This is a genomic window from Candidatus Nitrospira neuquenensis (genome assembly GCF_979578155.1).
The window spans coordinates 122,676-148,168 of the sequence record NZ_CEFZDU010000022.1 but is presented as its reverse complement, the minus strand read 5'-3'; the positions used below and the strand labels follow the sequence as shown (position 1 = coordinate 148,168).

Sequence of the window (25,493 nt, the reverse complement as noted above, 5' to 3'; positions counted from 1 at the left end):
GTCCCCGATGGCCTCCGTCGCGCTGAGCGATCTCTACCGCCGCATGCTGCGGATTCGCCTGGTCGAAGAGAAGATCGCGGAGCTCTATCCGGAACAACAGATGCGCTGCCCGGTCCACCTCAGCGTCGGGCAGGAGGCGGCGGCGGTCGGAGCCTGCGCCGCCCTGGAGCCGGAGGACTACGCCGTCAGCACCCACCGCTCCCACGCCCACTACCTGGCCAAGGGGGGGAGCCTGAAGGCCATGCTGGGGGAACTCTATGGACGGGTGACCGGCTGCTGCCAGGGCAAGGGCGGCTCCATGCATTTGGTCGACCGGTCGGTGGGATTCCTGGGCGCCGTGCCGATCGTGGGCAGTACCATCCCCATCGGCGTGGGAGCGGCCTTCGGGACGCTGCTGCGCGGAGAGCGACGGGTGACGGTCGTGTTCCTCGGCGACGGGGCGACCGAGGAGGGGGTCTTCCACGAAGCCCTCAACTTCGCCGTGCTGAAGCAGGTGCCGGCCGTCTTCGTCTGCGAGAACAACTTTTTTTCAGTCTATTCCTCGCTCGGCGTCCGGCAGCCCGCTCATCGGGAGATCTACCGGATGGCCGAGGGGTACGGCCTCGAAAGCCGCCAGGGCGACGGCAACGACGTCGAGGCGGTGTTCGCGCTCACGAAGGCGGCGGTGGATAAGGCTCGGAGAGGCGGCGGGCCGACGTTCCTGGAGTTCAAGACGTATCGCTGGCGGGAACATTGCGGTCCCCACTATGACAACCACGCGGGCTACCGGTCGGAGCAGGAATTCGAGGAGTGGAAAGCGCGCTGCCCGATCGCGCGGACCAGGCAGCGGCTGCTGGAACGCGGATTGGTCGGGCCGGCGGAGCTCGACCGGCTCGAGGCCTCCCTCGTCGAGGAGATCGAGGGAGCGGTGGCCGCCGCCAAGGCGAGCCCCTTCCCCGAACCCGGGCTGCTGGCGGAGCACCTCTACGCGCCATGACCAGGGACCTGAAATTCTTCCAAGCGGTCCATGAGGCGACGGACCTCTGTCTCGCACGAGACCCCTCCGTTTACCTGATGGGGTTGCACGTGCCGGCCGACCCGAAGGGCGTCTTCGGCACGGTCCTGGGGCTGCAGAAGAAGTACGGCACAAGCCGGGTCATGGACATGCCGACCTCGGAGAACGGCATGACGGGGGTGGCCATCGGCTCGGCGCTCGTCGGGATGCGACCGATCATGGTCCATCAACGGATCGAGTTCGCGCTCCTCGCGGTCGAGCAGATCATCAACCAGGCCGCCAACTGGCACTATATGTTCGGCGGGCAGGCTGCGATGCCGTTGGTCATCCGCATGATGATCGGGCGCGGCTGGGGCCAGGGGCCGCAGCATTCGCAGAGCCTCCAGGCGATGTTCGCCCACGTCCCGGGCCTCAAGGTCGTGATGCCCGTGACGCCGCATGACGCCAAAGGCCTCCTGATCGCCGCCGTCGAGGACAACAATCCCGTCATCTACCTGGAGCACCGGTGGCTCCACAACATCTTCGGGCCGGTGCCCGAGGGCCACTACACGGTGCCGATCGGCAAGGCCAGGACGGCGCGGCCGGGCCGGGACGTCACGATCGTCGCGACCTCCTACATGGTCCTGGAATCCCTGCGCGCGGCCGACCTGCTGGTCCGGGACGGCATCGAGGCTGAAGTGGTGGACGTGCGGAGCCTCCGCCCCCTCGACGCGGACCACATCCTGGCATCGGTCCGGAAGACCGGTCGGCTGGTCGCGGTGGATGGTGCCTGGCGGACCGTGGGCTTTGCGGCGGAGATCGTCGCGTTGGCGGCCGAGCGGACCCACGGGACTCTGAAGGCCCCCCCCGCACGAGTCACGTTCCCCGATCTGCCCTCGCCGAGCACGCCGGCCCTCGCGCAGCACTTCTACCCGCGCGCCGTGCATATCGTGAACGCGGCCCGGGCCATGCTGGGGCTCGCGGAGGTGACCGAGGAGCGACTGGGCATCCAGCACGAAACCCCGCTGGACGTGCCGGACAAGGCCTTCACCGGACCCTTTTAATGAGCGAGCGCACCCTCTCCGTCATCATTCCAGCCCTGAACGAGGAGGGCAACTTGGCCGCAGCGGTGGCGACGGTGATCGGGGCCGTCGGCGACCGGTTTGCCGACTACGAGGTGCTCATCTTCGATGACGGGAGCACCGATCGCACGGGTGCCATCGCCGACGGGCTGGCGGCCGAGAACCCGCGCATCCGGGTCATCCATAATGAGCGGACCAGGGGGTTCGGCTACAACTACACCCGCGGTGTGGAGCTGGCCCGCATGGAGTACGTGACGATGTTCCCCGGGGACAACGAGATCCCTGCGGAGGCGATCCGCACGATCCTGGACGCCGTGGGGAACGCGGACATCGTCGTGCCCTATATCTCCACACCAGCCGTGCGGTCGCGCCGTCGTCAGATCATCTCCGCCGCCTTCGTGGGGCTGGTTAACTTGCTCTTCGGGTTGAGCCTCCGCTACTATAACGGCCCCTGCGTGCATCGCCGGATGTTGCTGCAAGCCGTACCCATGCGGACCCACGGGTTCGCCTACATGGCGGCGATCCTGGTCCGGCTGATCCGATCCGGCCGCAGTTACATCGAGGTGCCGATGCCCTTGCAGGCGAGGCAGCACGGCCGGTCCAAGGCCTTCAAGTTCAAGAACATCCTGAGCGTGCTCCGGACCCTGGCCGAGCTCTTTTGGGAAGTCCGGATCGCGGAGCGCGGCAAGTACCGCGGCGCGGTGCGGCGGGTCGAATCGCGGGCCTAAGCCCGCCGGGACGAAGCTGCAGAGGACGTCGCCATGAAAATCATGTTCGTCATGGTCAAGGAAGACTACATTGACCCGATGAACATCGAGCTGTTGTCGGCCCTGGCCAAGCGGGAAGGACACGATACTTTCCTGAACGTACTCGAGCACGACAACCTCATGGACGAGGTCCGGGCGATCGGGCCGGACGTCGTGGCCTACAGCGCGAAGACCGGCGAGAGCAATGTGATGTTCCGCGCCAACCGGGCGATCAAGGCGACCTACCGGGACCGTGTCTTCACGGTGATGGGCGGGCCGCACCCGACCTTCAACTCGATGCGCATGCAGCTCTACGGGGAGTGCCTGAAGCTGCCGCTGACCTTCTCGGGCCCCGCCATGCCGCGCGTGGTGGAGGACACGCAACTGGACGCGCTGGTGGTGGGGGAGGGCGACGAGGCCTGGCCCGCGATGCTGCGGGCGCTGTCGAGCGGCGGCGGCCTCGACGACATCCCCAACGTCGTCACGCGAGCCAACCGCAAGCCGGACGGCAGCGTGACCCTGCGCGAGCGCAACATGGCGCTCGACGACCTCCCCTACCTGGACCGCGACGTGGTGTACGCGAAGACCCGGCTCAAAGAGTTCGGCATGCGCAGCCTGATGGCCGGGCGCGGCTGTCCCTTCCCGTGCACGTACTGCTTCAACGCCAAGTACAACGCGATGTACAAGGGCAAGGGGAAGATGCTCAACCGCTACAGCGTGGACCGGCTCATCGCCGAGCTGGAGGACATGGTGCGGCGGCATCGTACCCAGTTCATCAAGTTCTACGACGACGTCTTCGTCTTCCGGACGGACGACTGGCTGATCGAGTTCGCAGACAAGTACCCCCGGACGATCGGGCTGCCCTTCCACTGTTTGGTCCGCTCCGACCTCGTCCGGCGCGACCCCGACATCCTGAGCTACCTCAAGAAGGCGGGCATCAAGTCCATTAGCATGTCCATCGAGTCGGGGAATCCCTTCATCCGCGAGCAGATCTTCAAGCGGGGGATGGACGCCGAGGACATCCGCTTCGCCTTCGCCCTGTGCCACAAGCACGGCATCCACACCTTCTCGAACACGATCTTGGCCGTGCCGGTCCCGACCATCCCCGACCCGGACGACCCGGAGTTCCAGCGGAAGGCGAACGACCTCTGCGCCCATCTGGAGTCTTACCACCGCATGAACCTGGGGACGCTTCGCGCGGAGGTGAACCTCGACGGACCCCTGGACGCGCCGGCTCGGAAGAAGGTCGTCGAGTTTCTGGAAGGGGTGGGTCTGCGGCGCCGCGTGCTCGACTACGACATCGAGTCCGTGGACATCAACATCCAAAACGGGGTGGTGTTCGGAGAGTTTCCCGAACTCCATCCCTACCCGGGCACGCCGGTGTCGCAGTATACGATCGACATCGGCGCCTTCGACGGGGACTTCGAGAAGCTCCACCAAAACTACCAGACCGAGTCACCGTTCACCTGCTTCACCCCGCAGGAGAAGCTGGAGCAGGTGAACCTGTCGCTGCTGGGGCTCGTCCTGCTGGTCTTCCCGTCGTGGCGCAACCTCGTCGTGAACCACCTGATCAAGCGGCGCTGGACCAAGCTCTACTTCATCATGTATTACCTGGCCAAGGCCTACTTGATCGGGACCAAGATCTACCCGATGAAGTACTCGGCGCGGCACATCCTGCGGACGATCAAGGAGAGCTTCTTCTCGGAGCTCCTGAAGCATTCCCGCGAGGAGGGCGAGAAGTTCTACCGGACGCGCAAGGGGCTGAGCCAGCCGCCGAGCGAAGTTCTCGGAGGCCCATGGCAGAGCTAGCCGGAGGATTTCTCGCGGAACGGTTGAACTCACGCCAGTTGCTCGCGCTGCTGTTCGTGTGCGAGTGCCGGCGCAAGAAGACCCTGGCAGGCCTGTCCGTCGAGCCCGGCCGGAAACCGGCCGCCTGGATCGAGTTCGTGGACCGTTTCGGTGCCCGTCTGAGCAAGCTGCCCGAAGCCGAGCGGACCTACCTGATCGGCTCCCACCTGCAGTCCGCGGAGGAGGTGGACATCTACTCCAATGAGGAACTCAGCGGGCTGCTGGAGGAGCACCGGGACCTGATCGCCGCGCTCGTGCACGAGCTGGAGCAGGACCGCCGCTTCACCTGACCGCTCGACCTTTCCGCCGCCCCCCTTCCTCTTGCCCCCTTGGCCGCGCCTGGCCCTCCCACGACCCCGGTCTGACCGCACACCCCGCCCCGCGATCCGCTCCGTGCTGGAACAAACCCCGATGAGCCCTGAGCTGACGGACAAAGACCGGTCCGGGCAGGTCTTAGCCGCCTACGCCCTGCTCGGGCTGGCGGCTCCCGGTACCCTCTTTGCTTTCCTGTTGCTGTTCGGCCAGGACAGCTACCAGTACTGGGCAGACCGCTACCACGTCGACCTCACCAACAAGTATCTCTTTGCCAGGCTGGGCGACGGAGGCCTGCTGGGCCCCCTGTGGCGGGAGGAGACTCTGGCGGGCTACCTTTGGATCGTCAGCCTCGTATCGAGCCCTTTGGCCCTCGACGTCCTGGCCGCGCGATGGCTCCACCTGTCTCCGCTGGGCATCGAGGTCGTGGGCGCGCTGCTGCTCTACTACCTCTCAGCCATCTCCCTGTACCTGTACCTGCGGCGGGCCCTCTCGCTGTCACGAGAGGCTGCAGTCTCGGCCGCTGCGACGTTCGCCTGCGCCACCTATTGGGACTACAACCTCAACACCAACCCGAACGTGCCCATGGCCGTGGCCTGGCTGCCCGCGCTGCTCACGGTGGCCCATGGCCTGGAGGCAACCGTCGGGCGGGGAGGCGACGTCTGGTGGCCCTTCGCCGGGCTCGCTCTCCTGTTCGCCGCCTGCGCCCTGCACGGGTCCCTCTCGACGTTGCCGGTGACGCTGCTTCTGGTCTCGACCTACGCCGTCGCCGTCCTCCGGCCGCGGCGCTCCGGGTTCTGGGTGGCGGTGGCGCTCGGCACGGGCCTGCTGTTGTATGCGCCGTTCCTGTGGCTCTTCGTCGAAGCGGCGAGCCTCTCCCACCGCAACGCCGGACCAGGCTTTTACCCGGTACAAGCCCTCGACCTCCCCGCCTGGGTGGCGCATGGGAAACTAATGGCCGCCCAATTCGCCGTCGGCGTGAACCGCTACGGCATCTTCCTGGTCGTGCTCCTTGGCGTTCTGTGGTGGGGCGGCCAAGGGGAGGGATGGGGGGGGGAGTCGGCGGGGCGCCGGAGGGTCCTGCGTTATGCGGCTGTGGTCTCGCTGGCCATCCCGCTGATCGAGTTGTTCCACGAGGCCATCAATGCGGCCAAGGGATCGCTGCCGCTCGTGCGGGGATGGAACGTCCAGCGGTTCGCCGATTTCGGCTCGTTCGGCGTTGCGATCCTCGTCGGGTGGATGTGGGACCGATCGCTGTTCGGCGCTCGGCCCTCCGCTCCCTCGCCGACCAAGAGCTGGGTGTTGCGGGGTGCCATCGCTGCCGTCGGCCTGTTGGGGAGCCTGCAGATCGGCCATGCCGCCTACCGTCTGCGGGACGTACCCCCAAGCGTCGGTCCGCAACGACTGTTCCTATACGGGTTCCTGGCCGCATACGCGATCGTGCTGGGCGGTCTCCTGGTCAGGCTGTGGCTCCGGTCGGCCCAGGCCGTCGGCGCCCCGGCGGGAGGGGGGGGCTGGGGGGGGCGGCTCGCCGATGCCGCCCATCTCGTGGCGGCCGTGGCCCTGGTCACGTCCGTCCATGCCTACCGGAGCGGTCTAGTTCGGCCGCAGGGCATCGAAGCGCCGTCCGGGGCGGTGCCGATTATGACCTATGCACAGCGGTACGCCCTGCCGGAGGAGATCTTGGCGCTCAAACGGCTCATCGAACGGGAGGGGCGGGTGCTGGACCTTACCAGACCGTTGAACAGCGCGACCTGGATGTTCGGCAGTGAGATCACCCTGCTGCCCCTGGCCGGGGTGAGAGTCCTCTCCGGTTACAACAATCTGTTGCCGGCGTGGTACGGGCGTCTCATCCATGTCGGGATCAACGGGAATCCGGGGAGCCCGTGGAACATCGTCCAAGTCGAAGATACGGACCGCACGAATTTCGGAATCCTTCCCCTTCTGGACGTGGAATATATCCTGGCGCCCCGGGGCAAGGTGCTGCCGGGATACCGACCCGTCGCGGAGTTGGCGCCCGGCGGCAAGACCGTCTTTCAGGTAGAAGCGGACAGTCGGCTCGGCCCTGCCTTTGTGGCGACGGCTCTTCGGTGTTTTGCGCGCGAGGAGGACGCCTTGCTCGCCATCCACGCCGCCACGCTCTCGGAGCTCAAGGCCCGCGCCGTGCTGCTGGAGGAAGACCCGGCGGCCGGGGCCATCTGCGGACGCGAGGCGGGCGTCGTGGCCCAGACCACCCCCGCCACGATTCGCACGGCGCGCGGGCAGGACCGCATCATGGTCGAGGTCGAAGACGGCCCGGGCGGCATCCTGACCCTCTCCGACACCTACTACCCGGGCTGGCGGGTCTACGTGAACGGCGTCGAGCGACCGCTCCTTCGTACCTACGCGGCATTGCGCGGCGTCGCCATCGAGCCCGGTCGGCAGACCGTGGAGTTCGTCTTCGCACCGCCCATGTTCTACCGGTTGCTGAGGGTGTCCGCCGTCGTGTCGGGGGGCTTGGTGCTCGTGTCGCTGGTGTTGTGGGGGCGTCGTTGGAGGGGGCGGCTCACCCCGGTCTGACCGGCGAAATGCCGAGTGGGCCGCGCCCCCGCTTGTTGACGGCTATGGAGAGGCCTTGGCATACTGAGCGGCCCGGCACCGGGCCGTCGTCCGGTAAGTGGGGGTGGCCTGCAGCGGGAGCAGGGGGATGGGTTGCGTGAGGCGTGGCGGCCGATGACGGCATGGGAATCCTTGAACGACTCGTTGGGCCGCGACTCGCGCCGGTGGCTCGTCACTGGCGCAGCCGGGTTCATCGGTTCCCATCTCGTCGAGGCGCTCCTCAGAGCCGGCCAACGGGTCGTGGGGATGGACAACTTTGCCACCGGGACGCGGGAGAACCTCGAGGATGTGCGGGGGCGGGTTGGCCCCGATTGCTGGACGCGGTTCAGCTTGATCGAAGGGGACATTACCCGGGAGGCCGATTGCGCCAAGGCCTGCGCCGGCGTGGACTATGTCCTGCATCAGGCAGCCCTCGGCTCCGTACCGCGGTCGCTGGCGGACCCGCTGGGCAGCCACCGGGCCAATGTCGACGGTTTCCTCAACATGCTGGTCGCGGCCAGGGACGCCGGGGTGAAGCGGTTCGTGTACGCGAGCTCCGGCTCGGTGTACGGCGATCACCCGGGCTTGCCGAAGGTCGAGGGCGTCGAGGGCGTCCCCCTTTCTCCCTACGCGGTCACCAAGCAGGTCAACGAGCTCTACGCCGGCGTCTTCGCCCGCTGCTATGGACTCGCCTGTATCGGCTTGCGCTACTTCAACGTCTTCGGGCCTCGACAGAATCCCCGTGGCCCCTACGCCGCGGTCATCCCGACCTGGGTGAGCAATCTGCTGGCCGGGCGACCGTGCATCGTGAACGGGGATGGACGGACGAGTCGGGACTTCTGCTATGTGGAGAACGTCGTGCGAGCGAACCTCCTGGCCGCCCTCACGACGAACGAGCAGGCCGTCAACACGGTCTACAACATCGCCGTCGGTCAGCAGACGACCCTCCTGGACCTCTACGGGTTGATCCGGGAGCGTCTGGTTCCCTTTGGGCCCGCGGTGCGGGACGCGGTCCCGCAATTCGGTCCCTTCCGGAGCGGCGACATCCGGCACTCGCTGGCCGATATCGCGAAGGCCGTGCGGCTGCTCGGCTATGCGCCGAGCCACACGGTAGCCCAGGGGCTGGACGTGACGGTCCCATGGTTCGCGGAGCGCGGGCGGGCATGAACGTCCTCATCACGGGCGGGACCGGACTCCTCGGACAGGCGATCGTGGCGACGGCGGGGGACGGGGCGCGCCTCTGCGTGCTGCACCGGCGGAACTACCGCTCGTCGTCCGACGGCGTCGAGGAGATCGTGCTCGACGTCCTCGACCAGCCACGACTGGCTGAGCTGTTCACGGCCCGCCGGTTCGACGTCGTCGTGCACGCGGCCGGCATGGCCAGCGTGGACGAGGTCGAGCGTCGGCCGGAGGAGGCCTGGCGCTCGAACGTCGTGGGCACGCAGAACGTGGCGGAACTGGCCAGGAAGTCGGACAGCCGGTTGATCTACGTTTCCTCCAACGCGGTCTTCGACGGCCGGCATGCGCCCTACCGCGAAACGGACGACACGAACCCCGTCAACACCTACGGCCGGATCAAGGTGGAATGCGAAACCCTCGTCCGGCGCACCTGTCCCGACGCCGCGATCGTGCGGCCGATCCTGATGTACGGCTGGCATCGACCGGAGGGACGCGCCAACCCGGCGACGTGGCTGCTCGATCGGCTCCGGCGGGGCGAGACGACGCACCTGGTCACCGATGTCTACGAGAACCCCCTGTGGTCCCTCCACTGCGGCGAGGTGATCTGGCGGGTCATCGGGCTCGCGAAGGGCGGGCTGTTCCACGTCGCCGGACGGGATGTCGTGAATCGGTACGAGTTGGGGCGGCTCGTGGCCCAGGTCTTCGACCTCGACGCCTCGCTCCTGCATCCCGTGGACAGCAGCTTCTTCCCCTCCCTTGCACCCCGCCCCCGCAACACCTCCTTCGTGACCGAGCGGATGCACGACGAGCTGGGCATCGCCTCCCTCCCCCTGCAGGAGGGCCTTCGGCGCATGAGGGCGCTTGGCGACTTGGCCGTCGGCTCCCATCCCGGCGATCCGCGGTGAAGTACCGCCTCGTCGACCTCCTCCAGTGTCCACGGTGCCGAGGCGACCTGAGGCTCACCGGGGCCACCACCCGACCGGCCGAAGTGCGCGGCGTCTGCTTTCCCTGCACACGCTCCTGCGCGAAGGGCGAAGCCGTCGTACCGCCGCCGCGGGAGCGCTGTCTCGCCTGTTGGAACGAGGAAGTCGTTTCCGGAACCCTGGTCTGCACGGGCTGCGGGCGGGACTTTCCCGTCGTGGACGGTGTCCCCTGGCTGTTTGAGCCGGAGGCCGGCGCCCGGGGGCGGCGGCTCCGCGAGACAGTCGGCCTCTACAGCCACCTGTGGCAGGCGGTCGAGCCGGCGGAACGGCAGGGGGCGACCCATGCGGAGGGGGTGGAAGCGGCGCTGGGCGAGCCGATCGTCCGCGGCGCCGTCGGGCTGGAAGCTGGCTCGGGGGCCGGCACCGACACGGCCGCGCTGGCGAGGCGGCATCCGTCCGTCGAGCTCCTGAGCGTGGAGATCAGCGAGGGGATCCACCGGACGCAGGCCGCCACAGCCACGCTGCCGAACGTCCACCCGATCCGCGCCTCCGTCCTCGCGTTGCCGATTCGAGCCGGTTGCTGCGACTTCGGCTACTCCTTCGGCGTGCTGCACCACACGACCGATCCACGCAGGGGGCTCGGCGAGATGGTCCGGGTTCAGCGGGGCGGGGCCCGCCTCGTCCTCTATCTGTACGAGGATCATGCGGACAATCCCTGGAAGGCGGTCCCGCTGCGGCTGGTGACGGCGATCCGAGCCGTGACGACCAAGCTGCCGCCGCGGGCGCTGAGCGTCCTCTGTTACCTGCTCTCGCCCTTCGTCGTGCTGACCTTCTCGATCCCGGCGCGGATCATGGCCCGGTTCGGGCCGACGCGGGCGCTGGCCGATCAGATGCCGTTCAACTTCGGAACCTCGCTCTTCTCGGTGCACGGGGACCTGCTCGACCGGTTCGGTGCGCCGATCGAGGTCCGGTACAGCCGCGAGGGAGTCGTCGCGCTACTCCGGTCCTGCGGGCTGGCGGAGGTCCGCGTGGAGCGGCTGAAGACCTCGGCCGGCTGGGTCGTGCGCGGGGTCGTGCCGGCCGACGGCTGAGGGGGCGGGTCAGGCCGTGGGCGGCGTCGAGCCGGCCGGCTCGTGGCCCGCGCAGTGCAGGACCGGCAGGGGCGGGTACTTGGGAAAGCGGGTGTCGGTCTCGGAGAGACGGCAGCGGTAAAAGAGGCTGCCCGAGCGACTGGTGGAAGTCGCCGCGTGGCGACAATCGCGACAGAGGCCGATGGGATGGGGCGGGGGCATGGCGCGGAGCGTCTCCTGGCTCAGATCCACTTGATGCGCCTCAGAGCGAAGATGGTCATCTTCAGGAGCAGCCAGCCGTGCTGAAACCGGCTGATCTGGGTCGTGCCGTAGGTCCGGTCCCGGTAGTGGACGGGGATTTCCACGATCTTGAGGTTCAGCTTGGCGGCGCCGAACAGCAGGTCGAAATCGCCGAACGGATCGAAGTCGCCGAAGTACGAGCGTCCGGCGGCGATTCTCTCATAATCGGTGCGCCAGAGAACCTTCGTCCCGCAGAGCGTGTCCCGGAGGCGCTGCTCCAGCAGATAGGTGAAGGCACGGCTGAAAAACTTGTTGCCCAGATAGTTTAAGAACCGCATGGCGCCCTCCTCCATCGGGTACACCATGCGGGAGCCGTTGATGAACTCCCCCTTGCCCTCGGCGATCGCGTCGAAGAACTTCGTCAGGTCCTCGGGCGGCACGCTCAGGTCCGCATCGAGGATCATCAGCACATCCCCCCGCGCCGCCGCGAACCCCTTCCGCACGGCGTCCCCCTTGCCGACTCCATCCTGCACGAGGAGGCTGATCGCCCGCTCCGGGTAGGCCGCCCGCACCCGCCGACACTCCTCCAGCGTCCCATCGCGCGAATGTCCTTCGACGAAGATGATTTCCGTCGCCGCGCCCAGGGGCGGAAGGCGCCGGACGGCCGGTTCGATGTTGCCGCGCTCGTTCCGGCAGGGAATGATCACCGACACGGTGACGGATTCCCGCGACTTGCGCCGCGCCGCCGGTTTGGCGATCACGACTTCGTCGAGACACAGCTTCCAGAGCACCGGCAGGTTGACGGCGACATGGTTCAGGAAGCCCGAGAGGAGCGGGATCGGCAGAGGCATGAGGTTCCGATAGGTCTTCCGAACGACCTCGAAGTCATTGAGCCGGAGGAGGTTCTCGATCTCGTCCAGGGGGAGCCAGTGCAGCTCCGGCTGCGCCATCCGAAGCCCGAGCCGCTCCGCCACCTTGAACAGCGGAGCCCACAGGTAATTGATGTAGGTGACGATGATCCGGGTGTCGGGACGGCACACCCGGTGGAGCCGGCCGATGGCCCGCTGCACGTCGTCCGCGTAGCCCAGCACGTTGGAAAGGACCACGTAGTCGAACGGGTCGGCGGTTTCGAGGGTCTCGAAGTCTTCGACGCGAAATTCCAGGTCGGGATAGCGGTCCCGGGCGATTTCGACCATTCGCGGGCTGAGATCGATCCCGAGTCCCCGCGTGGGACGCACGGCGGCCAGCAGGTCCCCGGTGCCGCAGCCGATTTCCAGGACCGACGAGCCGGGCGGGATGAGATAGCGGAAATAGTCCTCGGTGAGTCGGTAGTAGTAGCGGTACCGCCGACGCCACCGGGCCCGGTCGGGTGCGAGCCGGTCGAAGTGGTCTCGGATCCGTCCCTTGCGGGGCGAGAGGGCGGGAGGGGCTCCGAGGTCCGGTGCGTGCTCCGCTTCGTCAACAGGGGGGGGCTTCACGAATTACGCGGGTCCGCCGCCGAGGGTGGCGCGGTACCACTGAATGGTCCGCGCCAACCCCTCCTCGAAGGGGGTCTTCGCCGTGAAGCCGAAACAAGCTTCCGCCTTGGCCGTGTCCACGCAGCGGCGGGGCTGACCGTTCGGCCGGGCCACGTCCCAGCGGACCTCGCCGCGATAACCGGTCTGACGCGCCACGAGCCCGGCCAGTTCCTTGATGCTGATCTCCTGCCCTGCCGCGCCGAGGTTGACCGGCTCGCTCTCGTTGTAGCGCTCGGCGGCCAGAATGATGCCCTCCGCGCAATCTTCCACGTACAGGAAGCTGCGCGTCGCGCGGCCGTCTCCCCACAGCGTGATGGCCGGCTCGCGGCGGGCGGCGGCCTCGAGGCACTTGCGGATGAGGGCGGGGATTACATGGGAGCTCTCGGCAGCGAAGTTGTCGCGCGGCCCGTAGAGGTTGGTCGGCAACAGGAAGATCGCGTTGAAGCCGTACTGGGCCCGGTAGGCTTGCGCCTGGACGAGGAGCATCTTCTTGGCTAGCCCGTAAGGGGCGTTCGTTTCCTCCGGGTACCCGTTCCAGAGGTCTTCCTCGCGGAAGGGTACGGGCGCATGCTTGGGGTAGGCGCAGACGGTGCCGATCGCGACGAACTTTTCGATGCCGCGAAGCCGTCCGACCTCCATCATCTGGGCACCCATCATCAGGTTGTCGTAGAAAAATTCCCCCGGGCAACGCTGGTTGATGCCGATGCCGCCGACCTTGGCGGCGAGGTGGATGACGATGTCCGGCCTGGCGTCCGCATACAGTCGCATGACGGCGTCCCGGTCCACGAGGTTGTAGTCCTTGCTTCGGGGCACCACGACCTGCCGACAGCCGCGCTCGACCAGCTTCTCGACCACAAAGGAGCCGAGGAAGCCGGCCCCGCCGGTGACCGTCACTCGCTTATCGGTCCAAAATCCCATCGGGCTTCACTCCGCCGCCCACCGACCCGCCATCGGGCGAGGCCGCATTCTAAGCCAAACCGTGGAGGGACCGCAAAAGGATTCCTCGACCTGGGCGGCGCCCCCTTGGGCTTCCGCCGGCCGCGCCGGAGATCGGTGCCGCCTCCATGGTTCAGCCCATTGAGTCGGGACGCCGCGTCGCGGTGTCCTATCTGACGCCCCGCCGGTCATCGGGATCAGTCGCCTGACGAAGGACGAGGTCGCGCGACGGACCCAAGAGCACGGCGAAGTCGCCATCGCGCGGCAAGGGCCACAACCCCGTGAGCTGAAAACATCAGGAACAGGGGCATCACCAAGACTCTGTGCCGACCCTCGAGGAAGTAGACGCTGTGAATGAGCACGATGGCCATGATCGTGGCCATCGCGGACCAAACCGGGAGCCGGTTCCGGACGTCGTCGTTCCGCCAGGCTGCCGCCGACCCTACGATCGCGAGCGCCAGCAGGACGGCATACAAGGCCTTGTAGGCGTCGCGCAGGCCCCCGAGGTCTTTGTAATAGAGCCCATAGGTCGGCGCGAACCACCAGAAATAAAAGAACTTGCGGGTGGTCTGGCGGAGGAAGCCGATCGGGTCCGCCAGGATCGTGCGGACCGCGTCGGCGAGGAAGGCGTCGTTCTGCTCCAGTTCTGTTCCGTGGGCAATGGCCTCGCGGAGTGAGGCGGGCGCGATTTGCAGGTAGGCGGCTCTCGCCGAGGGATCCGGGGTCCCGGTCGAGCCCGGATAGTTGCCGATCCACAGTTGCTCGCCTGCCGTCGTGGTCAGCAGAACTCGGCCATGCAAGGCGTAGTTGCGCGCGAGCCACGGCGTGAGCACCAGCAGCGTCATTCCGGCGGCAAGCAGGCCGTGCAGCAGAATCCTCCGGCGGGAGGTGCCGCCCAGTGCGAGCCATAGGCCATAGGGAGCCAGGATGGTGATCAAGTCCAGGCGGGTCAACATGGCGATCCCGACCAGGCTCCCAAGCAATGCTGACCAGCGGTATCGTCCGGTAGTCGCGATGCGCTCGAACACCGCTAACCCGACCAGCAGGAGGCACGTTGCCAGGGTTATGACATCCACCTTGTAAGAGTTGTACACGATGAGCCCGGGCTCCAGTGCCGCAAGCAAGCCGGCGAGGGTCCCGGTTTCCCTGGAAAACCATGCGGATGCGAGCCGGTAGGTCAGCCAGATGGTCGTGAGGGAGACGGAGAGGTGAAACACGGCGTACAGGAACAAACTCTTACCCCCGACCAAGTGCAGCACGTAACCGATGAAGGGGAACACGGGGCCAACGTACGAACGGTAGTCGTTCCCGAGATAGGGGTAGGAGAATTCGCCTTTGTTCAGGAGGTTGAGCGCGAGAACTTCATATTCCCAGGTCTCCAGGGTCCATCCGTGCGCGCTCAGATACCAGAACAGCATGCCCAACCGGGCAAGCAGCCCGATGCCGAGCAGTGCCGGCAGGGGGCCTATCCGGCGCCACGCGGTCGGTGCGTTGCCGGGCGCAGCCGCATGTCCAGAAGCCGTCGCTTTTCGCATCAATGTGCGGTGTGTGGCGATGAGGTGAGCAATGACATGGCTAGCCTGCGCCTAGACAAGCTCCGATCGGAACAGAGAGGTCATGAGGCCGTCTTCAATCGTGTTCGTTAACCCCTATCACTTTAGCGGGGATACCCGCGCAGATAGAGTCAGGGGGGATGTTCTTAGTCACCACCGATCCGGCGGCCACCACAGAATTTCTGCCGACAGTCACACCCTTTAAGATCGTGCAGTTCATCCCGATCCAAACATTATCCTCTATGCGGATTTCCCTTTTACCGACGTTTTCCATATCGGCGCAATCCCTTACCTTCGCGAAGACGGGGTGGAAATCCGTATCGATGATTATTGAGTTCGCGCCGATCATGACGTTGTTCCCGATCGTGATGCGCTTGGCCGCATATAAGGTGCTGCCGGAAGCTTCGAAATAATCGCCTATTTGGATAAGGCTCTCTTTGCTCTCGGTTTGAAACATCATCGGATGAGCGAAGCCGACCCGACTCAGATACCACAGACTCTGGATCGTAAAATAATCCCCTATCTCAATCGTGCTGCCGATCGCCTTGTCGATGAACGGCCTGCCGAAGAAGACCCCGCCCCGTCCGAACTTCACCCCCATGCACCTGGCGTATGCCTTGGCGAGAGGAGCCAGAGCGAGAGCCCGCATGCCAAGCAAGGCTCGGTGAGGGTGGCTGAAGGCGAACGTACGATAGCGCCTGATCGTCCGCATGAACATCGCTCGGATGAGTACCCGCCATCACGGGTTGTGAAATAGCCGTTACCGGTGCGCGGTCGGCAGCATGCCCCTCTCAACGATGTTGCTCACGATACATTGAGCGATCCTACGCGAGGTCCCGCCCGAATAGTGCACGCCATCCACATAGACTGGATCCGGGACATCCGCGCACCATACGAAATTTGGTCCCAATGCACCTTCACGGTGCAGGTTCGCCATCTTGGGGTAGCCGAACGCCGCGAAAGTGGCCTGGTCGGGGACAGGCTGCCAGACGAAGACGACCGGAACGTTATACGCCTTGAAAGCATTCTCGATGAGCGTCTTATTGCGCCTATACCGCTCGAGAATGCGATCGACTAGCCCGGGATCCGTGTAGCGGTTCTTAAGGTACTCCCCATTCTCTTGAGATCGTATCTCGGCGACCAGCCGGGTCGCTTCGCGAATGCTGCCGGCCGATACATCGGCCCCCAGGGGGAGCATCAACCGAATCATCGGAATCGCTTTGACGAGCTCCCAGCCCTCGACGAACAACTCGAGTCGAGAGGATAACCTCGGACGATCCTCCGCATAATGGAATTCATTGAGGCCGTCGATAAATACCGCTAGATCGGGAACAACGCCGGAGACAAGCAGCGCCTCCGATAGAATGCGTTCCTGCGATGAAAAATAAAAGCCGCGTCCCCAATTGTAGACCCGAACGGTTTGGGGGGAGGGGAGCAGTTCCTGCACATATGACGGGATGGTGGAATCGTTTGGCAACCCGTACCCGAAGGTCGTCGAGCCTCCGAAGACGAACACGTTGAAATATTCCTCGGAGGGCGGGTAAGGCCCTTGATTGCGGGAGACTCGAAAGCCTCGCGGATCGACGGTTACCCAGGTGCCCTGGAAAGGTCGCTCTCGAAATTCCGTGTAAGGCTCGTACGTCAAATGCAAGGACCAAGTCTCCGCCAGCAGCTCTTGGACCTGCTCCCCGTTCAATTCGGGATACCGGCTCGTCACCCACGCAGCGCCGTATTTCTCAAAGACCACATTGCTGTTCGTGTCTCTACGGGAGACCTGGAAATACACGAAAAGGACGACGTTCACGACCAACAGAAGGATGGAGGTATTGAGGAGGATGAGCGCCGCCGTCCGATACGCGTCGCGCAATGTTGTAGGGATTCTCACAGGCATCTAGCGGGCTGTTGAAAAACTCTTTTCGGCCTTGACAGACACCACGGCACAGGATTCCAGGCGGAACCGGAATCGCTCGCAGGATGGTCAAACAGGCCGTCCAGCAAGGCCGCCTGCCCGTCGGCGGGCAGGCGGCGAGCGAAGGGGCGAGGCGTACTCTTTGCCGTACGTTGAGTCCCTGAGCGACGCGAGCACGCCGCTGGCGGACCTGTTCTAATGGGATGGACTCCCCCGCATTCTGTACCGTGGGCTCCTGCTAGGGTCCGGCCTCTGAACATCGCGGCAGAAGTCCGGCACGAGACCAGCGGCGGGAGCGTGGCTCCCCGACTTCGCCGGAGGAGCGGAGCGCCACCGCGGGCTTGTCGAGCCGGAACGGGGAAACTGACCGATGCACTGCGGTCCCGACAGACCGCACCCGAGGAAATTTCCGAAGACTTCCGCGGTGAGCCTTCGTGACTGTGCAAGGACGAGGATGCCCGCTGCGGCACTCCCGCGGCACTCGCCGGCGTGCTCCTGTGAATACCCATGCGAACTCCGCGAGCGAAAAGCTCGATCACCAGGTCTTCTCGATCACGATGAACGAGTGGAAGGCACTCAGCCTGTTGGCGAGCCTCCAGCGACCGATCCGGCAGAGCCACTCGGCCCATCGCTCCGGTACCAGGGCGGGGTGGCTGAATCCCCCGGTGAGCGGCCACACCCAGTCGAACGCCTCGCGCGTCAGGATGCGCAAGCGCGGGAATCGGCGCTCGAACCGCGCGCGGTGCTTCCAGAACAGGATCGTGGCCGCAGCTTGGTTCGCGTCCCAAGGGTCCTTGCCGAGTGACCCGGCCGCCTCGGGGTCGGCGAACAAGTCCGCGGTCAAATCCACCGGTTCGTGGTGAAGCAGCTTGAAGATGACGAACGACATCGGGGAGATGTAGGGGTCCACGAGCAGAATGCGTCCGCCGAAGCGCAGGCAGCGTTCGGCCTCGCAGAAAAATCGGAGCGGGCGCGCGAGATGGTGTAGCACATCCACCGCGACGAATGCATCAATCTGGCCGTTGGGGAAGGGCATAGCATGGGCGTCCAGGACGGCGTCCAACCAGTCACAGGCCACCAGATCCGTAGAGATAACGGCCGGAAAGTCGCTCTTGATGTTTCCGCTGCCGCTTCCCAGTTCGACGATGCGTCGGGCATCCGGCGGAAGGGAAGCTTCGATGCGCCGATAATACTCTCGATAGAGTCGCCGCAGCACGGGCTTTCGCTCCCAAGCCTGGCGAAGGGCGGTGAGTTTCTCCCGGGCTGACGGGGCGTGATTCATGGAATGGTTTCGATGCGGGGTGTGCCTGCCTGGCCAGGCGCGCCTCAGTCTATCCGGCCGGATGAAAGGATCTCGCGCTGCTTCCGGGAGGTCGGAAAACCGAGTTCCTCCCTCACGACGTACAGCGGCCGCCGCTTCACCTCGCTGTACATCCGCCCGAGGTATTCCCCGATGATCCCCATGCCGATGAGCTGGACGCCGCCCAGGAACAGAACCACAAGGATGAGGGAGGTCCAGCCCGGCGTGTCGGCGGGCTTCACCCCGAAGAGGCTGATGTCGAAGACCCGGGAGACGACGGAGTAGATCATGCCGGCGAAGGCCAGTCCTGCGATCGCAAAGCCGGTCACGGACAGGAGCTGCAGCGGTCGTTCCGAGAAATTCACCAGACCGTCGAGGGCCAGCTTGAGCAGTTTCGTGAAGGTGTACTTCACCTCGCCGGCGAAGCGGGCGTTGCGCTCACACTCGATCCCGATCTGGCGGAAACCGACCCAACTGCGCAGCCCGCGCACGAAGCGGCTCCGCTCCGGCATGGCCACCAAGGCGTCCACGACCCGGCGGTCCATGACGGAGAAGTCCCCACTGTCCAGCGGAATGCGCACGGAGGAGGCCCAGGCCAGGAGACGGTAAAAAGCCCAGTAGGCCGCTTGCTTGAAGAGGTTCTCCTTCCGCTTGCGCCGGACGGCATAGACCACCTCGTAGCCCTCCCGCCACTTGGCGAGCAGTTGGGTCAACTCGTCCGGCCCATCCTGCAGGTCCGCATCCATCACGGCCACCGCATCCCCGGAGGCGTATTCCAACCCGGCGCTGATCGCCACCTGATGGCCGAAGTTCCGAGACAATCGGACCACCTTGAAACGGGGATCCTCCTGGTTGAAACCGCGCAGAATGGCCGGTGTGCGGTCGGTACTCCCGTCGTCCACGAGGATGATCTCGAAGCTCTCGCCCCAGGCCTCGGCACTCTTGAGGAGGCGGCTGCGGAGCTCGGGGAGGTTGTCCTCCTCGTTGAGGACGGGGATCACGATGGAAATCATGGGTGGCGTCCAGGCTCCGGCCGCCCGGCAGCGACCAGGTTGGCTTGCGGGTTGATGCTCAAATGGAACCCTCGGCCAAGGCGGGGAGAGCGCTTGAAACCATAGGTGTGAGGGGTCGTATCTTAGGCACCTCGCCTAGGGGTGTCAAGGGTGCGGTCTTCCGCTGGGCGGAGTGGCCGTTTGGGGGATCTTAGGCGATCCGGTTTCGGCTCCTGGCCTGGCCTCGTCTTGCCCATGAGAGTTTTTTCTCTTGACGCAGCGGGGTTAAGTGTTCAAAATTCGAACCTCGTTTGAAAAGGCCTTGCTCTTCCATGAACTTACAAGCACAGCGCGATCTCCAACTTCTGAACGAAGTCGAGAAGGACGCCTGTGTCACCCAACGGACCCTGTCCCAAAAATTGGGCGTGGCCCTCGGCCTGACCAATCTCTACCTCAAGCGGTTGGCCAGGAAGGGCTATATCAAGATCACCACGATTCCGCGGAATCGGATCAAGTACCTGCTGACCCCCAGCGGCGTCGCGGAAAAATCCCGCCTCACCTATGAGTACATGCAGTACTCGCTCTGCTACTACCGGGAGATCCGGCAGCGGCTCAAGGCCGTCCTTGACGGTCTTGCGGAGGCCGGATTGAAGCGCGTGATGATTTACGGCACGGGCGAGCTAGCCGAGTTGGCATACCTGAGCTTGAAGGAGACTCCCCTGGTCTTGGTAGGGTTCGTGGACGGCCGGGGCGACCGGACCTTCCTGTCCTATCCGCGCGTGCCGGTCGAGCTGCTGGCGGAGTGGGATTTTGACGCGGTTCTGATCGCCCAATTGGAAGAGGTGGAGCGGGTCCGCGAGCAACTCGCCCGTGCATCGGTCCCGCTCGGTCGGATCTGGACGCTCTGCCCGGTCGAGGAGTCTTCCTCACAAGCCTCCGCCCCGGTCTGAACGGGCTTCAGGCTTCGGACGGCGGCAGGCGGGAGGGTGCGTGTAAGTGACGAGGCGGAGCTATGTCTATAGGCGGCGGGGTGGTGCGGGGCCCCGACGCCAGCAAGCGGGTCCCTTCTCCCTTCGATCCCCAGGCTTCTCAAGCAACCATGCTGATTCGTGAGGCCCTCCGTGTGGTGAGGACTGCTTCCTACGATGGGAGCCGGGTCGCTCTCCTCTGCTCGTTCGAGCCGCTCCACCTGAAAACCTACCTGCAGGCGGTTCTGGCCGAGCGGTTTCCCGGCCGTACCCCGGAGGTCGAGACCTTCGGCTACGACCAGTTGCGGGCGGGGCTCGACGCGACGGCCTCGCGGCTCAGGATCTTCCCCGCCCTCCTCTGCCTCTCCTGGGAGGACATCCATCCCGCGCTGTCCTGGCGAGGGCGCGGGAAGGATCGCGTGGAAGCCGCGGCCCTCATCGAGGGGGCGGCCAAGCTGAAGGAGGAGCTGAGTCTGTGGCTCCGGTCCCGTCAGGGAGCGGAGACCTACCTCGCGCTCCCGCCAGCACGGTATCTTCCCCTGCTCGACGCCTGTTCGCCGATGGCGATCGGGCCCGTCGCGGTGGAGGCCTCCGCGCTGATGTGGGATATCGCTCGAGAGGCCAGCCGGCAGGGAGGGCGCCTGCTCGATCTCCCCCCCTGCGAGTTGGACTATCGGGAGCTGCTCCTAGCAGGGTGTCCCCTCTCACCGGAGCGGAGCGAGACGATCGCTCGGCATTTCGTCGAGGTGGCCTTCCCCGTTCGGCTCCGTAAGAAGGCGCTGGTGGTCGATCTGGACGGCACCCTCTGGAGCGGGGTGATCGGCGAGGAAGGGCCCGAGGGGCTTCAGTACCGGCCGGATGGCCGAGGCTATCCCTTCCACGTGTTCCAAGAGTTTCTTCTGAAACTGAAAAACGAAGGGGTCCTCTTAGCCTTCTGCTCGAAGAACAACCCCGGCGACGTCCTCCCCTTCCTGGACGACATGAATATGCCGCTGGGGCTGTCGGACTTTGCGGCCCACCGCTGCAACTGGGATCCCAAGTCGGACAACCTCCGTGCGATCGCGACCGAGCTGAACATCCGACCCGACTCGATGGTCCTGGTCGACGACGATCCGCTGGAGCTGGCGGAGATCGAGGAACGGCTGCCGGACGTCGTGACCTTCAGGACACCGCGGGAAGGACGGGAGTGGCAGGCCTTGTTCGCTTCGCTTCAGGAGCTGTTCGCCGCGTGGCGCGTGAGCGAAGAGGACCGGCTTCGGGCAGAACGGCTGGCGGAGGACCGGCACCGGGCGGCCTCTCTCGCGGCGGAGCCGAGGCGGGAAGGGGCGGCCACGGCCAGCGGCCCCTGCGCGCGCCTTCGTGATCTGCATCTCGAAGTGATCCTCACGGCCGACGCATTTCGCGATCCTCGCTCGCTGGAGCTGATCAACAAGACCAACCAATTCAATCTCACCGGAGAGCGATTTCTACAGCACGAATGGGCGGCGTGGGCGGAGACCCCCGGCGCGTTCTGCTGGTCGGCCAAGCTGCGCGATCGCTTCGGGGAGTTCGGAACGGTCTGCGTCGTGACGGGGAGCCTGGAAACGGATCGGTCAATCCGTCTCCGCCAGCTCGTCCTGAGTTGCCGTGCCTTCGGTCGCGGGGTCGAGGTTGTGATCCTGTCGGAGCTGGCGAGGCGGACCGCCTGCGAGTGGGTGCGCATCCCTCTGCGCGACACGGGGAAAAATGAGCCGGCCAGGCGGTTCGTCCAGGATCTCGGGTGCTGCCTTGAGCCCGACGGGCACTGGCGACTCAGCGGACGAGAGGCGGTCGCCGCGGGCGAGGCGCTCATCCGCGAGGCCGGTTCCGTGGTCCGCGAGGCGCGCGAGCCGTCGCGCGCCTCGGTGGGGCGGGGGCTCCATGACTGACGTCGCCGGCCGCCTTGAGGCGATCTTCGCCGATCTCATGCCGGGGGAGGCCGTACCGGTCGCCCGACGGAGCAGGTTCAATTGCGTGGGATGGGACAGTCTGTTCCACCTGAACCTCATCGTGGCGATCGAGCAGGAATTCCAGGTGCGTCTGACGGACGACGACGTCGTGGACCTGGCCTCGTTCGAGGCAGCGGTCAAGATCATCGAAGAGCGACAGGCCCTGCGCCGTGGATAGGACCTGTTCCTTCACCGTCGAGGTCACCGAGAAGGACGTCGCCGATTTCGCACGCCTCAGCGGCGATCTCAACCCGCTGCACACGGACCGAGAGTACGCCCGGGGGACGGAATACGGCCGGCCCCTCGTTCACGGGGCCTTCCTCGTCGGCCTCGTGTCGCGGGTCGTGGGAATGCACATCCCCGGTCCGCGGAGCCTGATTCTCTCGGTGAAAGCCCGTTTCCCGAAACCGCTGTATTACCCCGCGCAGGTGCAGGTGACCGGCGAGCTCACGCACTTGAACGAGGCGCAGGGCCTCGGTTCGGTGTCGGTCACGGTCACGGACTTGGCCCGCCAGTGGTCGGTGTTGAGTTCGGAAGTCGCCTTTGCTCTCCACGCGACGCAGCCCCAAGCGGGCTCCGGCTCGGCTGACTGGGCCGGCGAAGCGCGGCGGCCGGTCGCGCGCCGGGAGGATGAACGGGACGCCTCCCCCGGCGGAGAATCCTGTCTGTTGGTCACCGGGGGGACCGGGGGGCTCGGAGCGCAGGTCACGCAGGACCTTGCGAGCCGGTACCGTCTCCATTGCTTGACGCGTCGCGCGGCGAGGCTCGAAGGGTCCGACCGGGTCCGGTACGAGCAGGTGGACCTGGATCAGCCCGGCGCCCTTGAGGGCTTCCTCGCCCGGACTGCTCCCGACGGGTTCTACGGGCTCTTGCATATGAGCGTCCCTCCTCTCGTGCGCAGCTTCGCCAGCGACGACCTGCCCGGCGTGGCGCGGCACTGGCGTCATGCGGTGGAAGTGCCCCTGCTGCTCGCCCGATGGGCGCGTCGACCTGGCTCCCGAGTCAGGCGGATGGTTCTGGTGGGGTCCACCGCCGGCTCGCGGCGCCCCCAGCCGCAGTTCGGCGCCTATTCCCTGGGCAAGGCGGCCATGGAGCAGGTCGCACGACTGCTCACCGCCGACCTAGCCGCGCAGGGGGCCACCGTGAACGTGGTGGTGCCCACGATGGTCCCGGTCGGGCTCAACGAAGGCCTGTCCGAGCGCGGCCGCCTGGTGATGGCGGCCAGGATGCCGACCGGCCGCCTGGTCGAGCCGCAGGATGTGGCCGCGGTCGTGTCGTTCCTGCTCTCGCCCGCGGCCGCGCAGGTCAACGGCGTCTCCGTCGCCGTGGACGGCGGGGCGGGCGAGTGATCGGGCCGATGCGGGTCGCCGAGGTGAGGATGGCCGCGAAACGGGGTGTCAGCCGCCTCTATCGGGCCTGTGGCGGCGGCGCGCCGGCCGATGCGGCCCGCGTCCTCATGTACCACTCGATCGTCCCCGAGCCTCGTCATGATCCCGAACAGATGACCACGCCGCTCCCCCTCTTCCGGGAGCAGATGGCCTACCTGGCGGCGAAGGGCTATCGGGTCGTGGGGGCCTTGGATCTGGTGGAGCGGCTGAGGGACGGCCAGCCGATCGCGCGCGGGACCATCGTCCTGACCTTCGATGACGGCTATGCCGACAATCTGGAGCTGGCCCTACCGGTCTTGCAGCAGCACCGCTTTCCGGCGACGGTCTTCTTTGTGACCTCGGCGTTGGCCGGCCGGCGGGACCTGGTCTACACCGGGTGGGGGGGGAGCTATCTGGGGTGGGAGCAGGCTCGGGAGCTGGTGGCGAGCGGCCTGATCACGGCGGGGTGCCATAGCGCCACGCACCGGCGACTGGCTGGACTCGACCCGGGCAGCCTTGCGGTGGAAACGCAAGGCGCCAGGCGGAGCCTGGAGGACGGCCTGGGCGCGCCGGTCGAGCTGTTCGCCTACCCCTTCGGTGCCTTCGATGCCTGGGACGCTGCGGCGCGCGCCGCGGTGGAAGCGGCGGGCTTTGCCGGGGCGTTCACCACGGTTTTCGGCTCCAACGGTGCCGGCGCCGACCGGTTCCTGCTCCGCCGGTCACGGATCTCCTGGTGCGAAGGGATCAGCGAGTTCGAGTTGCTGTTGCAGGGCGGCTACGACTGGTACGTCGTCGTGCAGCGATGGCAGGCCCGCCGGCATCCTGCCGGCCCCTCGGCGGGTGAGCGGGTGTCGGCATGAGCACGGTTCCCGCCGCGTCTCCGCCGCAAGTTGCCCTCCTCCGGCGGTTCTCCTCGTCCCTGCCCGTCGAACGCGTGCGGCCGGACGAGGTCGGAGAGCTGTGTGACTTTTTCCAGCAGGCCTATGCGGACCAATCCTTGGCGGAGAGCTTCCGAGACCGGTCCCTGGTCGAGCGCCGGTGGCGCTGGTTGTACGAGCGCAGCCCGGTCCCCATGGAGGGCGGGCCGCCAGCTTGGGTCTGCCGGCACAGAAACCGGATCGTCGGCCACCTGGGCCTGCTGCCCGCCGAAGCCGTGGTTGGCGGACGGCCGACTCCGGTGGCCTGGGCGCGCGACCTGATCGTGGCCGCGGAGGCCCGCAGTCTGGGCGTCGGCGCTCTGCTCGTGCTGGCGGCGCGGGAGGCTGCAGGGTGTCCCCTGCTCGTCGCGGGGATGAACGAACAGTCAGCCTCCCTTTTTCACCGGTTGGGGTTTCGGGACGCCGGAACTCTGCCCGTCTACGTCAGGCTCTACGAATCCGCCCGGGTGCTTGATACCCTGCCGTGGAGCCCGCTGCACCGGCGGCTGATCGGTGCGGCAATCCGGGCCAGGCAATCCGTCGGACGGTTGGCCGGCTTCGTCGGGCGGGGAAACGACGGGGTCGAGGTGGTTCTCCTCGACCGGTTCGATGAGCGCTTCAATCGTTGGTGGGCCGACATCGAGCCGCGCCTGCCCTGCGTGATCCGCCGCACGGCCGACACAATGCGCTGGAGATACGAAGAGCATCCCACGCATCGCTATCAGATGCTCATGGCGAGGACCGGAACCGAGGTGCGTGGGGTGGCGGTTCTGCGTCTCGGCCGCTCGCGCGGTCTGCCAGCCGGGTTCATCACGGAGGTGTTGACCCGTCCCGCAGACCACGCGGCCGTTGATGCCCTGATCGCGGAGGCCGAGCGGCGACTGACGGGGACGCCGGGGGACCGGCCCGCGTTCATCCGATGCACCGTCCGCCAGCCGGCGGTCGAGCGGCAACTGGCGCGGTCCGGCTTTCTGAGAGCCCCGAGCCCCATCCGCTGGATGATGTCGGCCGGCGGGGAGGGGCGGGGCGGCGCCGGCGTGGAAGCCCCAGAGCGGTGGGTCCTCAACGGCGGGGACTCTGACCTCGATGTGTTCTGAACCGGTGGTAGGGAGGCGCG

The 25,493-nt window shown here is 66.2% G+C and carries 23 protein-coding genes; 15 read left to right on the top strand and 8 right to left on the bottom strand.

The features are described 5' to 3' along the window. The first annotated feature begins 7 nt into the window (after nt 1-7). The 9 genes from AC1U7O_RS09510 to AC1U7O_RS09470 all read left to right on the top strand — a co-directional run bounded on the left by AC1U7O_RS09510 (nt 8) and on the right by AC1U7O_RS09470 (nt 10,731). Nucleotides 8-976 carry a thiamine pyrophosphate-dependent dehydrogenase E1 component subunit alpha gene (locus AC1U7O_RS09510; RefSeq protein ID WP_479894501.1) on the top strand — a complete coding sequence of 323 codons (969 nt, stop codon included), beginning with the start codon at nt 8-10 and terminating at the stop codon, nt 974-976. Then, nucleotides 973-2,037 carry an alpha-ketoacid dehydrogenase subunit beta gene (locus tag AC1U7O_RS09505; RefSeq protein ID WP_479894500.1) on the top strand — a complete coding sequence of 355 codons (1,065 nt, stop codon included), beginning with the start codon at nt 973-975 and terminating at the stop codon, nt 2,035-2,037. Before AC1U7O_RS09510 ends, AC1U7O_RS09505 begins: the two co-directional genes overlap by 4 nt. Beyond that, nucleotides 2,037-2,783: a glycosyltransferase family 2 protein gene (locus AC1U7O_RS09500; protein WP_479894499.1), complete on the top strand. Its 747-nt coding sequence runs from the start codon at nt 2,037-2,039 to the stop codon at nt 2,781-2,783. The genes AC1U7O_RS09505 and AC1U7O_RS09500 overlap by 1 nt, the downstream gene beginning before the upstream one ends. A 33-nt stretch (nt 2,784-2,816) precedes the next feature. After that, nucleotides 2,817-4,610 carry a B12-binding domain-containing radical SAM protein gene (locus tag AC1U7O_RS09495; protein ID WP_479894498.1) on the top strand — a complete coding sequence of 598 codons (1,794 nt, stop codon included), beginning with the start codon at nt 2,817-2,819 and terminating at the stop codon, nt 4,608-4,610. Beyond that, on the top strand, nt 4,598-4,939 hold the full coding sequence (locus tag AC1U7O_RS09490) for a hypothetical protein (protein ID WP_479894497.1): 342 nt from the start codon (nt 4,598-4,600) through the stop codon (nt 4,937-4,939). Before AC1U7O_RS09495 ends, AC1U7O_RS09490 begins: the two co-directional genes overlap by 13 nt. A gap of 121 nt (nt 4,940-5,060) precedes the next feature. Continuing rightward, nucleotides 5,061-7,520, top strand: coding sequence for a hypothetical protein (locus tag AC1U7O_RS09485; protein ID WP_479894495.1), 2,460 nt, complete (start codon nt 5,061-5,063; stop codon nt 7,518-7,520). A gap of 153 nt (nt 7,521-7,673) precedes the next feature. Next, the gene (locus tag AC1U7O_RS09480) at nt 7,674-8,705 is read left to right on the top strand and encodes an SDR family oxidoreductase (protein WP_479894494.1); all 1,032 of its coding nucleotides are present in this window, start codon (nt 7,674-7,676) and stop codon (nt 8,703-8,705) included. Then, complete coding sequence (locus AC1U7O_RS09475; protein WP_479894493.1) at nt 8,702-9,622, top strand: SDR family oxidoreductase; 921 nt, start codon at nt 8,702-8,704, stop codon at nt 9,620-9,622. The genes AC1U7O_RS09480 and AC1U7O_RS09475 overlap by 4 nt, the downstream gene beginning before the upstream one ends. Continuing rightward, entirely contained in the window at nt 9,619-10,731 is a 1,113-nt protein-coding gene (locus AC1U7O_RS09470) for a methyltransferase domain-containing protein (RefSeq protein WP_479894492.1), read from the top strand. Before AC1U7O_RS09475 ends, AC1U7O_RS09470 begins: the two co-directional genes overlap by 4 nt. 9 nt (nt 10,732-10,740) lie before the next feature. Here the strand turns inward: AC1U7O_RS09470 and AC1U7O_RS09465 are convergent, their stop codons facing one another. The 8 genes from AC1U7O_RS09465 to AC1U7O_RS09430 form a co-directional block, all read right to left on the bottom strand. Further along, nucleotides 10,741-10,962 (bottom strand): hypothetical protein, encoded by a 222-nt coding sequence (locus AC1U7O_RS09465; protein WP_479894491.1) that lies wholly within the window; start codon nt 10,960-10,962, stop codon nt 10,741-10,743. After that, nucleotides 10,953-12,428, bottom strand: a complete 1,476-nt coding sequence (locus AC1U7O_RS09460) for a glycosyltransferase (protein ID WP_479894490.1) — start codon at nt 12,426-12,428, stop codon at nt 10,953-10,955. The genes AC1U7O_RS09465 and AC1U7O_RS09460 overlap by 10 nt, the downstream gene beginning before the upstream one ends. Nucleotides 12,429-12,431: 3 nt before the next feature. Continuing rightward, complete coding sequence (locus tag AC1U7O_RS09455) at nt 12,432-13,385, bottom strand: GDP-L-fucose synthase family protein (RefSeq protein ID WP_479894489.1); 954 nt, start codon at nt 13,383-13,385, stop codon at nt 12,432-12,434. 215 nt (nt 13,386-13,600) lie between these two features. Beyond that, nucleotides 13,601-14,938 carry an ArnT family glycosyltransferase gene (locus AC1U7O_RS09450; protein WP_479894488.1) on the bottom strand — a complete coding sequence of 446 codons (1,338 nt, stop codon included), beginning with the start codon at nt 14,936-14,938 and terminating at the stop codon, nt 13,601-13,603. A gap of 94 nt (nt 14,939-15,032) precedes the next feature. Next, nucleotides 15,033-15,668, bottom strand: coding sequence for an acyltransferase (locus tag AC1U7O_RS09445; protein ID WP_479894487.1), 636 nt, complete (start codon nt 15,666-15,668; stop codon nt 15,033-15,035). A 48-nt stretch (nt 15,669-15,716) separates the two neighbouring features. Further along, nucleotides 15,717-16,847: a hypothetical protein gene (locus AC1U7O_RS09440; protein WP_479894486.1), complete on the bottom strand. Its 1,131-nt coding sequence runs from the start codon at nt 16,845-16,847 to the stop codon at nt 15,717-15,719. A 553-nt stretch (nt 16,848-17,400) separates the two neighbouring features. Further along, a complete protein-coding gene (locus tag AC1U7O_RS09435) occupies nt 17,401-18,081 on the bottom strand; it encodes a methyltransferase domain-containing protein (RefSeq protein WP_479894484.1) in 681 nt (226 codons plus the stop codon). Nucleotides 18,082-18,191: 110 nt separating this feature from the next. Beyond that, nucleotides 18,192-19,178 (bottom strand): glycosyltransferase family 2 protein, encoded by a 987-nt coding sequence (locus AC1U7O_RS09430; RefSeq protein WP_479894483.1) that lies wholly within the window; start codon nt 19,176-19,178, stop codon nt 18,192-18,194. 311 nt (nt 19,179-19,489) lie between these two features. Here AC1U7O_RS09430 and AC1U7O_RS09425 point away from each other — a divergent pair, with 311 nt between their 5' ends. The 6 genes from AC1U7O_RS09425 (at nt 19,490) to AC1U7O_RS09400 (ending at nt 25,473) form a co-directional block, all read left to right on the top strand. Beyond that, a complete protein-coding gene (locus tag AC1U7O_RS09425) occupies nt 19,490-20,107 on the top strand; it encodes a winged helix-turn-helix transcriptional regulator (RefSeq protein ID WP_479894481.1) in 618 nt (205 codons plus the stop codon). 149 nt (nt 20,108-20,256) lie between these two features. After that, entirely contained in the window at nt 20,257-22,032 is a 1,776-nt protein-coding gene (locus AC1U7O_RS09420) for an HAD-IIIC family phosphatase (RefSeq protein WP_479894479.1), read from the top strand. Further along, nucleotides 22,025-22,270, top strand: coding sequence for an acyl carrier protein (locus AC1U7O_RS09415; RefSeq protein ID WP_479894478.1), 246 nt, complete (start codon nt 22,025-22,027; stop codon nt 22,268-22,270). Before AC1U7O_RS09420 ends, AC1U7O_RS09415 begins: the two co-directional genes overlap by 8 nt. Next, nucleotides 22,263-23,441 (top strand): SDR family oxidoreductase, encoded by a 1,179-nt coding sequence (locus AC1U7O_RS09410; protein WP_479894477.1) that lies wholly within the window; start codon nt 22,263-22,265, stop codon nt 23,439-23,441. The genes AC1U7O_RS09415 and AC1U7O_RS09410 overlap by 8 nt, the downstream gene beginning before the upstream one ends. A 29-nt stretch (nt 23,442-23,470) precedes the next feature. Then, nucleotides 23,471-24,319, top strand: a complete 849-nt coding sequence (locus AC1U7O_RS09405) for a polysaccharide deacetylase family protein (RefSeq protein ID WP_479894476.1) — start codon at nt 23,471-23,473, stop codon at nt 24,317-24,319. Next, entirely contained in the window at nt 24,316-25,473 is a 1,158-nt protein-coding gene (locus tag AC1U7O_RS09400; RefSeq protein ID WP_479894475.1) for a GNAT family N-acetyltransferase, read from the top strand. Before AC1U7O_RS09405 ends, AC1U7O_RS09400 begins: the two co-directional genes overlap by 4 nt. The last annotated feature ends 20 nt before the right edge of the window (nt 25,474-25,493 follow it).

Coding starts and splice junctions, on each gene's coding strand:
- AC1U7O_RS09510 (WP_479894501.1), top strand. CDS start 8: ATGGCCTCCGTCGCGCTGAGCGATCTCTACCGCCGCATGCTGCGGATT.
- AC1U7O_RS09505 (WP_479894500.1), top strand. CDS start 973: ATGACCAGGGACCTGAAATTCTTCCAAGCGGTCCATGAGGCGACGGAC.
- AC1U7O_RS09500 (WP_479894499.1), top strand. CDS start 2,037: ATGAGCGAGCGCACCCTCTCCGTCATCATTCCAGCCCTGAACGAGGAG.
- AC1U7O_RS09495 (WP_479894498.1), top strand. CDS start 2,817: ATGAAAATCATGTTCGTCATGGTCAAGGAAGACTACATTGACCCGATG.
- AC1U7O_RS09490 (WP_479894497.1), top strand. CDS start 4,598: ATGGCAGAGCTAGCCGGAGGATTTCTCGCGGAACGGTTGAACTCACGC.
- AC1U7O_RS09485 (WP_479894495.1), top strand. CDS start 5,061: ATGAGCCCTGAGCTGACGGACAAAGACCGGTCCGGGCAGGTCTTAGCC.
- AC1U7O_RS09480 (WP_479894494.1), top strand. CDS start 7,674: ATGACGGCATGGGAATCCTTGAACGACTCGTTGGGCCGCGACTCGCGC.
- AC1U7O_RS09475 (WP_479894493.1), top strand. CDS start 8,702: ATGAACGTCCTCATCACGGGCGGGACCGGACTCCTCGGACAGGCGATC.
- AC1U7O_RS09455 (WP_479894489.1), bottom strand. CDS start 13,385: ATGGGATTTTGGACCGATAAGCGAGTGACGGTCACCGGCGGGGCCGGC.
- AC1U7O_RS09450 (WP_479894488.1), bottom strand. CDS start 14,938: ATGCGAAAAGCGACGGCTTCTGGACATGCGGCTGCGCCCGGCAACGCA.
- AC1U7O_RS09445 (WP_479894487.1), bottom strand. CDS start 15,668: ATGCGGACGATCAGGCGCTATCGTACGTTCGCCTTCAGCCACCCTCAC.
- AC1U7O_RS09440 (WP_479894486.1), bottom strand. CDS start 16,847: ATGCCTGTGAGAATCCCTACAACATTGCGCGACGCGTATCGGACGGCG.
- AC1U7O_RS09430 (WP_479894483.1), bottom strand. CDS start 19,178: ATGATTTCCATCGTGATCCCCGTCCTCAACGAGGAGGACAACCTCCCC.
- AC1U7O_RS09425 (WP_479894481.1), top strand. CDS start 19,490: ATGAACTTACAAGCACAGCGCGATCTCCAACTTCTGAACGAAGTCGAG.
- AC1U7O_RS09420 (WP_479894479.1), top strand. CDS start 20,257: ATGCTGATTCGTGAGGCCCTCCGTGTGGTGAGGACTGCTTCCTACGAT.
- AC1U7O_RS09415 (WP_479894478.1), top strand. CDS start 22,025: ATGACTGACGTCGCCGGCCGCCTTGAGGCGATCTTCGCCGATCTCATG.
- AC1U7O_RS09405 (WP_479894476.1), top strand. CDS start 23,471: ATGGCCGCGAAACGGGGTGTCAGCCGCCTCTATCGGGCCTGTGGCGGC.
- AC1U7O_RS09400 (WP_479894475.1), top strand. CDS start 24,316: ATGAGCACGGTTCCCGCCGCGTCTCCGCCGCAAGTTGCCCTCCTCCGG.